Here is an 11,961-nt window from a genome sequence, read left to right on the forward strand (position 1 = left end):
CGAACCTCTCCTGGCCAGCAACCAGGAATACCGCCATGCGCCGTATCCGCCGCGCCGCCGTCACCGGGCTCTTCGCGATCTGGCTTGCTCCGCTCTCGGCCGGGGCCGAAAGCCAGTCCTCGAACTCCTCCTCCAATTGCTCGAACGGCCGCTGCACGCGCGTCGAGAGCATGGTGATCGAGGACCGCTACGGTCGCCGCGGTTGGGTGCGGGAGGAAAGCTGGCGGGAAAGGAACGGGCGCCGCCCGTCCAGCGCCAGGCCGGCCGGGCGGCGCTACGACGACGCGGCCCGCGGGCGCGACGACGACGACTGACGGCCGCGCCGCCGGCCCCATGCCGGCCGCAGCCCGGATGACGCCGCGGACGACAGGCAGCCGCCAACGCATGGCGGTCCCGCCTGCGACATCGGCCGCGCGGGAGCGGCCGCGCATCAGGGCCGCTTCGCGATTGCCTCGATCTCGATCAGCGCGCCGCGCACCAGCGCGGTGACGCCGATGCAGGTGCGCACCGGCCGTTCGCCTGGCGGCAGCGCCGCGGCATAGGCCGCGTTCATCGCCGCGTAGTCGCGCTCGAAGGCCACCAGGTAGACCCGTACCGACACCAGGTGCTCAAGCCCCAGGCCAAGCGCGGCCAGGGCGCGGGCGAGGTTGCCCAAGGTCCGCGCGGTCTGTGCCGCGATGCCCTCGGGCAGCGGCGCCTCGGGGTCGTCGAGGTCGCGCGGGAACTGGCCCGTCAGGAAGACGAAGCCATCGGCCTCCACCGCGTGCGACGATGGCGAGACCGAGGGAGGGAAGCCCGCGAGGATGTGGCGGGACAGGCTCATTCCTCCCGTTTCGTCCCGTCCAGCAGCGCCTGGCGGCGCGCCTCGGCGCGCACGTCGTTCGCCTTCTCGGCCTTGGTGCGCCCGTGCTTCGTGCGGCGGGCGGCGGCCTGCGCCTCCGCTTCCTGCCGCGCGCGCGCCTTGCGCGCCTTGTTCAGGTTGACGATCTCGGCCATGCGCGGAGGATACGCCCATCATCCCCCGAGGAAAACGCCCATGCCCATGATCTCGCTGACCGCGGCCGACGGCCACCGCCTGTCCGCCTATCGCACCGGGCCGCAGAATGCTGCCCGCGCCCTGGTGGTGGTGCAGGAGATCTTCGGCGTGAACCGCCACATGCGGAACGTGGCCGACCGCTTCGCTGCCGAGGGCTATGCCGTCATCGCTCCCGCCCTGTTCGATCGCGTGGCCCCGGGCATCGAGCTCGGCTACGAGGCCGCGGACGTGGCCCAGGGGCGCGAGTTGCGCGGCAGGATCCAGGATGGGCTGACGGTCCTCGACATCCTGGCCGCCGCCGCGGCTCTGCCGCGCGGCGTGAAGCGCGGGATCGTCGGATATTGCTGGGGCGGCACCGTCACCTGGCACGGCGCGACGCGCACCAGCGCCTTCGGCGCGGCCTCCTGCTGGTACGGCGGCGGTATCGCCGCGGCGAAGGACGAACAGCCGCGCTGCCCGGTGCAGATGCACTTCGGAGAGACGGACGCCTCCATCCCGATGAGCGACGTGGACGCCATCCGCACGGCGCAGCCGGGAGTGGAGGTCCATGTTTATGCCGGTGCAGGGCACGGGTTCGGCTGCGACGAACGCGGATCCTTCTCGGCGAAGGACGCGGCGGTGGCACAGCGGCGGACGCTGGAGTTCTTTGGGAAGAACTTGTGACAGGCCGGGGGGAGAAGGGAACTTCTCCCCCCGCACCCCCCTCAACCATCTTTGTGATGGGGACCTCATCGGCGAAGGTGGGGGATCGGGAGGCGCGCGGAACCGGGGGCGACCACCATGAACGGCTTCATGTTCGCGCCACACTTCCGGGCACAGATTGCGGATCAAAGGAGACCGCCATGCGCCACGCCATGCGCCACGCCATTGCCGCCGCCATCGTCGCCGCCCTTCCTGTCGCTGCCCAGGCCCAGGACCGGCCACAGATCTTCCCCACCCGCGACGTTGCCGTGACCTACCGCGTCGCCGGCCAGGGCCAGGCGGCCGAGCTGACGATGCTGTGGTCCGCGGCGCAGCGCCTGATGCGCATGAACATGCCGCAAGGCGCCGGCTACTTGGTGGCCGATCATCAGAGCCAGCGCGGCTTCATGGTGATGGAAGCAATGCGCATGATCATGGACGTGCCGATGGAGCAGGCCGCGGGCTATCAGCGCGACCTCGAAAACGCCCGCTTCACCCGTGGCGGCACGGAAAAGATCGCCGGCACCGACTGCACCGTCTGGCGCTACCAGGGCCAGGGCCAGAGCGGCGAGGCCTGCATCACCTCCGACGGCGTGATGCTGCGCGCCCAGGGCGCCGCGCAGGGCCAGCAGGGGCGCATGGAGGCGGTCCGCGTCGTCTATGCGCCGCAGGACGCGTCGCTCTTCCGCCGTCCGCAGGGCTACCAGACGATGCAGGCCCCGGCGATGCAGCCGGGCATGGTCGCCCCTGGTGCGCGCCCAGGGACACCCCGCTGAAGCGATGCTGCCCGGGGGTGGCCCTTCTCGGATGTCGCTGCCTCGGCCATCGCGGCCCGCGTAATCGGCTTGAGAATGCGCCGGGCGGCCCATGCCCGGACCGTCCCTGGTGCCGGTCAGCCTTGTCTGCTCAAGGGCATCGTAGGCCTGCCGTCACGCGCGGCCGCCCCACCTGCGCCGCGCGCCATGCCGACACGGCTTGCCGAGGACGGCATCGACAAGGCGCGGCGATACCATCCCTGCGCGCCGGAGCTTCGACCGCCGGCGCGCAGCCATGGCATGCGGGGCCGGGATGCCCCTCGCAGCCAGACCCGATGCCCCCCGGCGCGGCAGCCACACGCATGGCGGGACCCGATACCGCCACCCGGACGTGCATTCCTCGTGGTGTCCTGACCGCGAAGTCCGCCGGATCTCGAGCGATCGAAGCGGACAAGCAAGCCCCCTGAAAACAAGGGCGAGCGTCCCGAGTCGGCAGTCGTCAGGACTTCGGAATCAGGATGGCGGGTCCCGCGCAGGCCGTCAGGACCGCTTCGCGGCGAGGGCCGCGCCTGACCGCCGCCGCCGCAGCATATGCAGGACCTCGCGCGGATCGAAGGCGCCGAGCCAGGTCCCGCCGCCCGCGAAGACCGCGCCGCCGAGCCCGATCAGCACCGCTGCCATCAGCGCGCGACCCAACGAATCCGCCGCGGCCGGCAGGGCGTATGCCGCCGCCGCCACCGCCACGCCCATCGCCGCCGCCGCCGCCAGGATGCGCGGCACGGCGCGGCGCGCCCGCCGGTCCGCGACGAAGTGCCTGCGCCGCGTCAGCAGACAGAGCAGCATCGCCGCATTCGCCCAGGCGGCGAGCGAGGTGGAAAGCGCCACGCCTACATGCTGCAGCGGCCCCATCAGCACCAGGTTCAGCGCCAGGTTCAGCGCCACGGCGAAGAGCCCCAGCTTCACCGGTGTCGCCGTGTCCCCCCGCGCGAAGAAGCCCGGAGCGAAGACCTTCACCAGCACGAAGGCCGGCAGCCCCACGGCATAGGCGATCAGCGCCATGCTGCTGGCGGAGGCCTCCACTGCCCCGAAGGCGCCGCGCTGGAACAGCGCCGCGATGATCGGCCCGGCGGCGGCGGCCAGCCCGACCGCCGCCGGCAGCGTCAGCAGCAGCGACATCTCCACTGCCCGGTTCATCGAGCGATGCGCCGAAAGCGGCTGCCCCGCGCGCAACTGCCGCGACAGCAGCGGCAGCAGCGCGGTCCCGACCGCCGCGCCGATCACCCCGAGCGGCAGCTGCGCCACCCGATCCGCGTAGTAGAGGAAGGAGATCGCGCCCGAGGGCAGCAGCGAGGCGATGACGACGTCCACCGCCAGGTTGAGCTGCACCACCCCTGCCCCGATCACGCCCGGCACCATGCGACGCAGCACCTGGCGCACCTCCGGCGTGATCGCCGGCGGGCGCAGGATGTTGAGCGCCATGCCCGCCTGCGCCGTCGCCCACAGCACGATGGCGAGCTGCACCACGCCCGAGGCCAGCACGCCCCAGGCCAGCGCATGGCCGGCCGTCGCGACATAGGGCGTCAGGAACAGCAGCGTCGCCATCGAGATCAGGTTGAAGAAGACCGGCGCCGCGGCCGCAGCGGCGAAGCGATCCAGCCCGTTCAGCACGCCGCCCACCAGCGCCGTCAGGCAGATCAGCATCAGGTAGGGGAAGGTGATGCGCGTCAGTTCGACGGTGAGGGCGAACTTCGCCGGATCCTCGACGAAGCCCGGCGCCAGCACGCGCATCATCTGCGGCATGAACAGGATGCCGAGCAGCACCAGCATGCCGAGCCACAGCGCCATCAGCGCGCCCATGCGCTCGGCCAGCGCCTGGGCGTTCGCGCGGCCCTCCGCGGCGAGGGTCCCGGCGAAGGCGGGCACGAAGGCGGCGTTGAAGGCGCCTTCCCCGAACAGGCGGCGGAACAGGTTGGGCAGCTTCAGCGCGATGAAGAAGGCGTCGGCCACCGGCCCGGCGCCGAGGCGGGAGGCGATCAGCATGTCCCGCGCGAAGCCGAGGATGCGGCTCGCCATGGTCCAGCCGCCGACGGTGAGCGCAGAACGGAGCATGGAGGCGGATTGCCTGGGGTTCGGGGCGGAAGCAAGGCGGGAGCGATCGGTCCGCCGCGTGGCGGGCCGGTGCGGAGCGGCCGCGGGCTGCGTCAGGGCCGGCGGTTCAGCAGCCGGCCGCGGATGCTCTCGATCTCCCGCTGGATCCTGTCGAGATCGTCCAGGGACATGTCGAGGACCTCGCGGACGCAGGCGGCGATGTGCTTCGCCTCCGCGCGCAGGGCGCGGCCCTGCTCGGTGAGCCGAACACGGACCTGGCGCTCATCCTCCGGGTCGCGGGACCGCTGGATGTGGCCAAGGCCCTCGAGCCGCTTGAGCAGCGGGGTGAGCGTGTTGGATTCGAGATGCAGGGCCTCGCCCAGTTCCTTGACCGTGCGGTCGTCCCGCGCCCAGAGCGCCACCATCGCGAGGTACTGCGGATAGGTCAGGCCGATCCGGTCGAGCAGCGGCCGGTAGAACTGGTTGAAGGCGTGGCCGGTCGAATAGATCGAGAAGCACAGCATCTCATCGAGGGCCGGCCCCTGCTCGCCTGGGGGCTTCGATGGGTCGGGCATGGTGTTTCCCCGGTCGGGTGAATTGGTCTCAGCATATAAGTCGCACACGATTGAATCGCCAACGCTTGACAATCGGGATCGAAGCAGGCAAATAACTCGTACGCGATTAAATCGTGTGCGCTCGAAAATCCCTCGGGCGCTGCTGCAAGGATGCCGACGAATGGCCCCGCCCCCCGAACGGTCTGCGCCCCTGGCACGGCGGGATGCGCTTTTCGCCGGTGGCGCGCTGATCGCGGCAGGCGCGCTGCCGGCAACGACGGAAGCCGCCGCACCCCCCGTTCAATCCACCCGACAAGGAGCACGCGACATGAACTTCATCACCACCCGGGACGGCACGCGGATCGCCTACAAGGATTGGGGCAGCGGCCAACCGATCGTGTTCGCCCATGGCTGGCCCCTCAGCGGCGATGCCTGGGACGCCCAGATGCTGTTCTTCGGGCAGAACGGCTATCGCGTCATCGCCCATGACCGGCGTGGCCATGGCCGTTCCGACCAGCCCTGGCAGGGCAACAACATGGACCAGTACGCCGACGACCTGGCCGAGCTGATCGAGACGCTCGACCTGCGGAACCTGGTGTTGGTCGGGCATTCCACCGGTGGCGGGGAGGTGGTGCACTACATCGGCCGTCACGGCACGGCGCGTGTCGCCAAGGTGGTGCTGGTCGGCGCCGTGCCGCCGATCATGCTGAAGACAGACGCCAATCCCGAGGGCACGCCGATCGAGGCCTTCGACGGCATCCGCAAGGGCACGGCGACCAACCGGGCGCAGCTCTTCCGCGACCTGACGACGCCCTTCTACGGCTTCAACCGTCCCGGCGCGCAGGTCAGCGAGGGGCTGCGCGAGTCCTTCTGGCTGATGGGCATGCAGGGCGGCATCAAGGGCCAGTACGACTGCATCCGCGAGTTCTCGGAGGTGGACTACACCGCCGATCTCAGGAAGGTCGACAGGCCGACCCTGATCATCCACGGCGATGACGACCAGATCGTGCCGATCGCCGCCTCCGCCGAAAAGGCGGCGCGGATCGTCCCGGACGCGGAACTCAGGATCTACCAGGGTGCCAGCCACGGCCTGGCGCAGGTCGACCCGGACAGCTTCAACGCCGACGTGCTGCGCTTCGTCCGCGCCTGAAGCGGTGGCCGACCGCCCTCGCTCGCGGCGCGCACCGCAAGGGCCAGAAAGGTTGAGGGAGGGGGGGAGTTGCCTTCTCCCCCCTCTACAACCCCAGCAGGTCGAGCGTCCGCCCGATGATCTTCGCCTCGTCGAAGCGTTCGAGCGCCAGCGCCCGCCCGGCCTCGCCCATCCGCGCCCGCAGTGCCGGGTCCGCGGCCAGCCGCGACAGCGCCGCCGCCAGCGGCCCGTCCTGCATCGGCGGCACGATGAGGCCGGTTTCGCCGTCCACCACCTGTTCGCGCGGGCCGCGGATGTCGGTGGCGACCACCGGCAGGCCGGTCATCATCGCCTCGATGACGCTCATCGGCAGGCCCTCGAAATGGGAGGGCAGGCAGAAGACGTCGGCGGCGGCGAGCACGCGCGCGACGTCGTGGCGGTAGCCGAGGCGCCGGATGCGGCCGCCGAGCGCGGCCTCGGCCTGGGCGAAGAGGGGTTCGAGGTCCTCCCCATGGTCGGAGGCCAGGCGCTCCCCCACCACCCAGAGCACCGTGTTCGCCGGCGTCGCCGCCATCGCGCGCAGCAGTTCCGGGTGGCCCTTGTGGCGCACCAGGCGGGAGACCACGACGACGACGCAATCCTCCGCGCGTGCGCCGAGCTCCGCCCGCAGCGTGGTGCGTGCCGCGGCGTCAGGATGGAACAGCGCGGGGTCGCGTCCGTTCAGCACCGCCGTCGCGTCGCGATGGATGCCGAGGCGGCGGGCATCGGCGGCTTCCTCCGCGCTGACGGTGAGGAAGACGTCGGTGACGCGGCCGGCGACCTGCTCCATCCGCAACGAGAGCTGCCGCCGCCACCAGGGCCCGGGCTGATTGAAGAGGAAGCCGTGGCAGGTATAGGCGATGCGCGGAACGCCGGCGGCCCTGGCCGCGAGCCGTGCGAGCAGGCCGCTGATCGGCATGTGCGCGTGCACCAGGTCGAAGCGTTCCCGCCGGAACAGGTCGTACAGGGCGCGAAAGGCGCGGGCCTGGGCGACCGGGTTGAGGCTGCGCGCCATCGGCACGGGCTCGATGCGGAAGCCCTCGGCGCGGGGGATCTCGAGCAGCGGGCCCTCGGCGCAGACGCCGACGACCTCGTGGCCGCGGTCACGGGCGCCGCGCATGACCGGCAGCAGGAAGTGCCGGAGGGAGAAGTCGACGTTGGTGATCTCGCAGATCTTCATGCGCGGCGGGGCTTAGGCCAGATCACGGGGTGGGGCGAGGGGGGGGGAGAGACATCGCGGCAGGGGTGTGAAGGCCGGAGGGGCGCTGCCCCATGCGCACCATGATGTTGCGCTGTTGGTTGGAGAGGGGCCCTGCCCCTCTCCAAACCTCACCCCGCCAGGGTGCAGTGCACCCTGGACCCGCCGATACCTGGTGCCGGACATGGAAACGCGCCGCGAGGCGCGTTTCCAAGCGGGCTCTCAGCCAAGGATCTCCAGCGCGTCCATCCCCGCCGCGAGCAGCCTCCGCAGCTCGCCCTCCGGCAGTGCCACGCAGCCTTCTGTCGGTCCCAGCCCGGGCCGTGCGACGTGCAGGAAGATGGCGCTGCCCCGCCCTGGCACGACCGGTGCGTCGTTCCAGCCGAGCACGCCGATGACGTCGTACACCGTGTCATCCCGCCAGAGTCGTTCGTGCCGCGCCGGGTGAGGAAGGCGGACCGGCCGGTTGTAGTCGCGATGTCCGGGGTCGTCGCACCAGCCATCCTCCGGGGCGATCGGCTCGGCGGGCAGTGCGCAGGCCGGGCGCGCCCCGCGATCGGCGCGCCAGAGAATGCGGCGGACAGGCAGCAGGCCGATCGGCGTGGCGCCGTCGCCTTCGATCTTGTCCGCACGGATGCCGCCGGCGCCGAGGGCACAGCGCAGGGTCTCGCCGCGGAAGCGGAGCAGGCCGTCCGGGGTGACGCGGGCGATGCCGGTCATGCTGCGCGCCGCCGCGCAAGGCGGCCGGACAGCGCCAGCCCATCGCGGACCATCAGGCCCATCAGCGTGATGTTGAGGGCACCGGCGGCCAGCTCGATGGCCTGCACCACCAGGAAGCCAGTCCCGAAATCGCCGGCCGCCGCCCGCGCCTGAAGAAAGATGGCCGAGGGCAGCAGGATCAGCAGCCCGTTCGCCGCGATCAGCGGCATGCGCCGGCGCTTGGCCGCGATGCGCGGCTGCGCCGCCTTGCCGCCGAGGCGGAAGCCCGTCCCCCCGGCCATCGCCATGGCCGGGACCAGCACGACCATGCCCCAGAGAATGGCAGTCTTGGCCGTGCGGATGGCCTCGGCGCTGCCTGTGAGTTCGCTGAGCGCGGTCGCGGTCCAGAAGCCCAGGATGCAGAGCAGGGCGGTCATTCCGGCGATCGGATGCAGGCGGCGGATCATGGGGCGGGCTCCTCGCTGCGGAGAGTGTCCAGGCGTGTGCGGAGCAGGCGCAGCAACGCGGCGGCGGCGTCCGCCTCTGCGGGTGGGATTCCGCGAAGCAGCGTGTCCGCAAGCGGCCCCCAGCGTGCCGAGGCGCCTTCGAAGGCTGCGCGCCCGGCATCGGTGAGGTGCAGCAGCGGCGCACGCCGATGCCCCGGATTGGCGGCGAAGGCCACGAGACCAGCGGCAGCCAGGTCGTTGGCGACGCGCTGCACGGACTGGCGTGCCAAGCCCATGGCGCGGGCGATTCCCGCGACGGTGAGGGCGCCGCCGGCCTCGGCGACGGCGCCAAGGATCTGCCAGCGCGCGCTGGTGAGCCCGAGCGGTGCCACCAGCGCATCGCCGGTGGCGAGCAGCGCGCCGTTGAGGCGGAAGACCTCCAGCGCCAGGCGGCTGGCGGGATGGTCGAAGGTGTTGGCGGACATTACGACATCATACTGTCGTTTTGACAGGATGCTGTCAATATACTGCGAAGAGCGCCCCGCACGCTTGAAGCGGCTCCCGTGCCGGGAGGCTCCGATCCAGGCCTCCATCACGATGAAAGCGGGGCGACGCGATCCGTCCTGTTCCGGCGCCGGGCGGAAGCCGAAATCTTCGGCGGCACCTCCGCGAGGGGCACGCACCGCCGGCGCCCCTCCCCGCCGTGGATCCCGTTGCGGAGGCGGTGCATCCGCAATCGGGCAGCGTCGGCCAAAAGGCCTCCGGAAAACCATGATCACGGCATCGCGGGTGCAGGGGACCGCGTCCCCTGCTGGGGGAGTACGAGGGGACGACGCCCCCTCGATCCGGCACCTACCCGAGGATGTGCCCGAAGCGTTCCGCCTTGGTCCGAAGGTAGCCGTCGTTCACGCCGTTGGGGTCGAAAGCGTGTGCCTCGCGGCCCAACACCTCGATCCCGCAGGCGGACAGGCCTTCGATCTTGTCCGGATTGTTGGTCAGCAACCGCACGCGTTCGACGCCGACCGCGCGCAGCATGGTGGCTGCGACCAGGAAGCTGCGCTCATCCGCCCCGTAACCGAGTGCCCGGTTCGCATCGAGCGTGTCGAGCCCGCCGTCCTGCAGCGTGTAGGCGCGCAGCTTGTTCACCAGGCCGATGCCGCGGCCTTCCTGCGCCAGGTAGAGCAGCACTCCGCCTTCCGGGTCCTGCGCCATGCGCCTGATGGCGCCGCGGAGTTGCGGCCCGCAGTCGCATCGCAGCGACCCCAGCAGATCGCCGGTGAAGCACTCTGAATGTGCGCGGACGAGGGGAGCGCCGCCCTCGGCGGCGGTCTTCTCCGGCGTGCCGACGAGGATCGCGAGATGCTCGATGCCGCCATCGGCGGCGCGGAAGGCGATGATCCGGGCTTGCGGCGCGTCCTCAAGGGGCACGCGGGCCTCCGCCACGCGCGCGAGGGAAGTCGCGGCGGCGGCGGGATAGGCGAGCACCTCCGCTGCCGGCACCTGCAGCAGCCCGAGCCGCGGCGCCGCCGCCTCGCTCGCCGGTGCGGCGACGAGGGCAGGCAGCAGCCGGCCGAGCTTGGCAAGCGCGATCGCGGCCTGGGCGAGCGGCGGCGCGGCGACGCGTTCGGGCACCTCGGGCAGAAGACGCTCGGCGGTGGGATCCGCAAGACTGCGCAGCGCCTCGGGTGCGAGCAGGGTGGGCAGCAGGCGCAGTGCGACGATGCCATCCTCCTCCGCCGCATGGGGGACCGGGCGCTGCAGCACGGCGGCGGCGCGCACCGGGGCGAGCAGCAGCGCCGCCGGGGCCAGCGCCGCGCCGGCAAGATCCGCCAGGCCCCGCGCGCCCACCGTCTCCGCCGCTGCGACGACGAGGGCGGTGTCACCCCCTTGCAGGACGACGGGGGTGCCGCGCCGCAGCTCCGACATCGCGCGGTGCACCTGACGGAGCGCCATCACTCGCGGGTCTGCCTGCTGCGGTGCGCCGAGAGAGGGCTCTGTGGCAGGGCTGCCGGAAGGCGTCATCGTCTGGCGTTCCATTCTTCAGGCCATGGCGCTCCGGGAATGTGGCGCGCGCGTGGCGTCGGTTCGGCCCGACGGCATGTGGTGCGGGTGGCCCGAGCGTCCAGATGCGGATGATCCGAGCGCGCCGATGCATGAAACAGCAGTCACAGTGCTGCGAGAATGACCCCTGCTGCGCTCGCATATGGCAGACGCCTCGCCTACAAACCATAGTAGACGTGGGGAATCGGCCTTCCGCTCGTATGTTGCAGGGCCGATTGATGATAGGGGATATGGAGCATGACCGGTCCGCGCCCGGTGCTGATCGTGGATGATGACCCGGCGCTCCTGGCAACGCTTGTGGAGCAGCTGGCGCTGGATGGCGAGTTCGCGCCCGTCGAAGCGAAGTCCTTGGCGGAGGCCGATGCGCGGCTTTCCGCCGATGGTGCGCGGTTCGACATCGTGCTGCTCGACATCGGCCTGCCGGACGGAGACGGGCGCGAATTCTGCGCCAGGATGCGGCGGCTTGGCCGTCGCATGCCGGTGGTGATGCTGACGGGCTCGGACAGCGAGGCGGATGTGGTCAGCGGCCTCGATGCCGGGGCCAACGACTACATCGCCAAGCCTTTCCGGCTGAACGAGCTGCTCGCGCGCATGCGCGCCCAGCTGCGCGGCTACGACAGCAGTGAGGACGCGATCTTCAAGGTCGGCCCCTACCTGTTCCGGCCTTCGGCCAAGCAGTTGCACGACCCGTCCCGGGGCAAGCGGATCCGCCTGACCGAGAAGGAGGCGGCAATCCTCAAGTTCCTCTACCGGGCGGGGGGCCGGCCGGTGCCGCGCACCGTGCTGCTGAACGACGTGTGGGGCTACAACAGCAACGTCACCACGCACACGCTCGAGACGCACATCTATCGCCTGCGGCAGAAGATCGAGCCGAACCCGGCGGAGGCGCGGCTGTTGGTGACCGAGGGCGGCGGCTACCGCCTTGAGCACACCGCGGTGGTCGAGGCGGGCTGAACCGCGGTGCCGGCGTCCGACCGGAGGCCTGGTCCCGCTAAGGATCGCGCGGAGCCCGCCGGGCTGATAGGGGCGGCGGCAATGATTGATTTCCTGCGCTGCCGCCGCCGCCGTTCGTGCGCGGCCGCACCGCCAGACCCGTGCGCCATACCGATGGGGCACTGCGCCGCCGGTCCGAGCGTGCGCGTCGTCAGCCGGGCGAAGGCAAGGACAGGCGCCAGGCGCGCCGTTGCCAGCCGGAAGCCGACCCCGCCGCTGAAGTCGCCGCACTTGCCCAGCGCGGCGCCATGCGATGGCGGCGGCAGGCGCAGCGGCCCCATG

General features: G+C 71.3%; 14 protein-coding genes. 5 read left to right on the forward strand and 9 right to left on the reverse strand.

Going from position 1 to position 11,961, the window contains the following annotated elements:
- Positions 1 to 35 precede the first annotated feature (35 nt).
- Complete coding sequence (locus GXW74_RS13540; protein WP_211847045.1) at positions 36 to 314, forward strand: hypothetical protein; 279 nt, start codon at positions 36 to 38, stop codon at positions 312 to 314.
- Between the two features lie 116 nt (positions 315 to 430).
- On the opposite strand, the gene GXW74_RS13545 is transcribed toward GXW74_RS13540, so the two are convergent.
- Both GXW74_RS13545 and GXW74_RS13550 read right to left on the reverse strand, forming a co-directional pair.
- The gene (locus tag GXW74_RS13545; protein WP_211847046.1) at positions 431 to 823 is read right to left on the reverse strand and encodes a RidA family protein; all 393 of its coding nucleotides are present in this window, start codon (positions 821 to 823) and stop codon (positions 431 to 433) included.
- Positions 820 to 996: a DUF4169 family protein gene (locus GXW74_RS13550; protein ID WP_211847047.1), complete on the reverse strand. Its 177-nt coding sequence runs from the start codon at positions 994 to 996 to the stop codon at positions 820 to 822. The genes GXW74_RS13545 and GXW74_RS13550 overlap by 4 nt, the downstream gene beginning before the upstream one ends.
- A gap of 46 nt (positions 997 to 1,042) precedes the next feature.
- Between GXW74_RS13550 and GXW74_RS13555 the strand changes: the two genes are divergently transcribed.
- Both GXW74_RS13555 and GXW74_RS13560 read left to right on the forward strand, forming a co-directional pair.
- Entirely contained in the window at positions 1,043 to 1,699 is a 657-nt protein-coding gene (locus GXW74_RS13555) for a dienelactone hydrolase family protein (RefSeq protein WP_408903876.1), read from the forward strand.
- A gap of 179 nt (positions 1,700 to 1,878) precedes the next feature.
- Positions 1,879 to 2,493, forward strand: a complete 615-nt coding sequence (locus tag GXW74_RS13560) for a DUF4412 domain-containing protein (protein WP_211847049.1) — start codon at positions 1,879 to 1,881, stop codon at positions 2,491 to 2,493.
- Positions 2,494 to 3,012: 519 nt separating this feature from the next.
- Here GXW74_RS13560 and murJ read toward each other — a convergent pair.
- Positions 3,013 to 4,581, reverse strand: a complete 1,569-nt coding sequence (murJ, locus tag GXW74_RS13565) for a murein biosynthesis integral membrane protein MurJ (protein ID WP_211847050.1) — start codon at positions 4,579 to 4,581, stop codon at positions 3,013 to 3,015.
- Between the two features lie 92 nt (positions 4,582 to 4,673).
- Entirely contained in the window at positions 4,674 to 5,135 is a 462-nt protein-coding gene (locus GXW74_RS13570; protein WP_211847051.1) for a MarR family winged helix-turn-helix transcriptional regulator, read from the reverse strand.
- A 307-nt stretch (positions 5,136 to 5,442) separates the two neighbouring features.
- Here GXW74_RS13570 and GXW74_RS13575 point away from each other — a divergent pair, with 307 nt between their 5' ends.
- The gene (locus GXW74_RS13575) at positions 5,443 to 6,264 is read left to right on the forward strand and encodes an alpha/beta fold hydrolase (protein WP_211847052.1); all 822 of its coding nucleotides are present in this window, start codon (positions 5,443 to 5,445) and stop codon (positions 6,262 to 6,264) included.
- 85 nt (positions 6,265 to 6,349) lie between these two features.
- On the opposite strand, the gene GXW74_RS13580 is transcribed toward GXW74_RS13575, so the two are convergent.
- The 5 genes from GXW74_RS13580 to GXW74_RS13600 form a co-directional block, all read right to left on the reverse strand.
- Positions 6,350 to 7,462, reverse strand: a complete 1,113-nt coding sequence (locus GXW74_RS13580) for a glycosyltransferase family 4 protein (RefSeq protein WP_211847053.1) — start codon at positions 7,460 to 7,462, stop codon at positions 6,350 to 6,352.
- A 240-nt stretch (positions 7,463 to 7,702) separates the two neighbouring features.
- Entirely contained in the window at positions 7,703 to 8,200 is a 498-nt protein-coding gene (locus GXW74_RS13585) for a L,D-transpeptidase family protein (RefSeq protein WP_211847054.1), read from the reverse strand.
- Positions 8,197 to 8,646, reverse strand: coding sequence for a hypothetical protein (locus GXW74_RS13590; RefSeq protein WP_246523312.1), 450 nt, complete (start codon positions 8,644 to 8,646; stop codon positions 8,197 to 8,199). The genes GXW74_RS13585 and GXW74_RS13590 overlap by 4 nt, the downstream gene beginning before the upstream one ends.
- Positions 8,643 to 9,110 carry a MarR family winged helix-turn-helix transcriptional regulator gene (locus GXW74_RS13595; RefSeq protein WP_211847055.1) on the reverse strand — a complete coding sequence of 156 codons (468 nt, stop codon included), beginning with the start codon at positions 9,108 to 9,110 and terminating at the stop codon, positions 8,643 to 8,645. The genes GXW74_RS13590 and GXW74_RS13595 overlap by 4 nt, the downstream gene beginning before the upstream one ends.
- Positions 9,111 to 9,477: 367 nt before the next feature.
- Entirely contained in the window at positions 9,478 to 10,578 is a 1,101-nt protein-coding gene (locus GXW74_RS13600) for a GTP cyclohydrolase II (RefSeq protein WP_246523314.1), read from the reverse strand.
- A 345-nt stretch (positions 10,579 to 10,923) separates the two neighbouring features.
- Here GXW74_RS13600 and GXW74_RS13605 point away from each other — a divergent pair, with 345 nt between their 5' ends.
- Positions 10,924 to 11,640 carry a response regulator transcription factor gene (locus GXW74_RS13605; RefSeq protein WP_211847057.1) on the forward strand — a complete coding sequence of 239 codons (717 nt, stop codon included), beginning with the start codon at positions 10,924 to 10,926 and terminating at the stop codon, positions 11,638 to 11,640.
- Positions 11,641 to 11,961 lie beyond the last annotated feature (321 nt).

The sequence above is a fragment of the Neoroseomonas eburnea genome, from assembly GCF_018129005.1.
GTDB classification, from domain to species: Bacteria; Pseudomonadota; Alphaproteobacteria; order Acetobacterales; family Acetobacteraceae; genus Neoroseomonas; species Neoroseomonas eburnea.

What these genes read in the sequence shown, in the direction of transcription:
- GXW74_RS13570 (WP_211847051.1), bottom strand. Translation starts at nt 5,135, where the DNA reads ATGCCCGACCCATCGAAGCCCCCAGGCGAGCAGGGGCCGGCCCTCGAT.
- GXW74_RS13545 (WP_211847046.1), bottom strand. Translation starts at nt 823, where the DNA reads ATGAGCCTGTCCCGCCACATCCTCGCGGGCTTCCCTCCCTCGGTCTCG.
- murJ (WP_211847050.1), bottom strand. Translation starts at nt 4,581, where the DNA reads ATGCTCCGTTCTGCGCTCACCGTCGGCGGCTGGACCATGGCGAGCCGC.
- GXW74_RS13585 (WP_211847054.1), bottom strand. Translation starts at nt 8,200, where the DNA reads ATGACCGGCATCGCCCGCGTCACCCCGGACGGCCTGCTCCGCTTCCGC.
- GXW74_RS13600 (WP_246523314.1), bottom strand. Translation starts at nt 10,578, where the DNA reads ATGGCGCTCCGTCAGGTGCACCGCGCGATGTCGGAGCTGCGGCGCGGC.
- GXW74_RS13555 (WP_408903876.1), top strand. Translation starts at nt 1,043, where the DNA reads ATGATCTCGCTGACCGCGGCCGACGGCCACCGCCTGTCCGCCTATCGC.
- GXW74_RS13590 (WP_246523312.1), bottom strand. Translation starts at nt 8,646, where the DNA reads ATGATCCGCCGCCTGCATCCGATCGCCGGAATGACCGCCCTGCTCTGC.
- GXW74_RS13560 (WP_211847049.1), top strand. Translation starts at nt 1,879, where the DNA reads ATGCGCCACGCCATGCGCCACGCCATTGCCGCCGCCATCGTCGCCGCC.
- GXW74_RS13580 (WP_211847053.1), bottom strand. Translation starts at nt 7,462, where the DNA reads ATGAAGATCTGCGAGATCACCAACGTCGACTTCTCCCTCCGGCACTTC.
- GXW74_RS13605 (WP_211847057.1), top strand. Translation starts at nt 10,924, where the DNA reads ATGACCGGTCCGCGCCCGGTGCTGATCGTGGATGATGACCCGGCGCTC.
- GXW74_RS13550 (WP_211847047.1), bottom strand. Translation starts at nt 996, where the DNA reads ATGGCCGAGATCGTCAACCTGAACAAGGCGCGCAAGGCGCGCGCGCGG.
- GXW74_RS13595 (WP_211847055.1), bottom strand. Translation starts at nt 9,110, where the DNA reads ATGTCCGCCAACACCTTCGACCATCCCGCCAGCCGCCTGGCGCTGGAG.
- GXW74_RS13540 (WP_211847045.1), top strand. Translation starts at nt 36, where the DNA reads ATGCGCCGTATCCGCCGCGCCGCCGTCACCGGGCTCTTCGCGATCTGG.
- GXW74_RS13575 (WP_211847052.1), top strand. Translation starts at nt 5,443, where the DNA reads ATGAACTTCATCACCACCCGGGACGGCACGCGGATCGCCTACAAGGAT.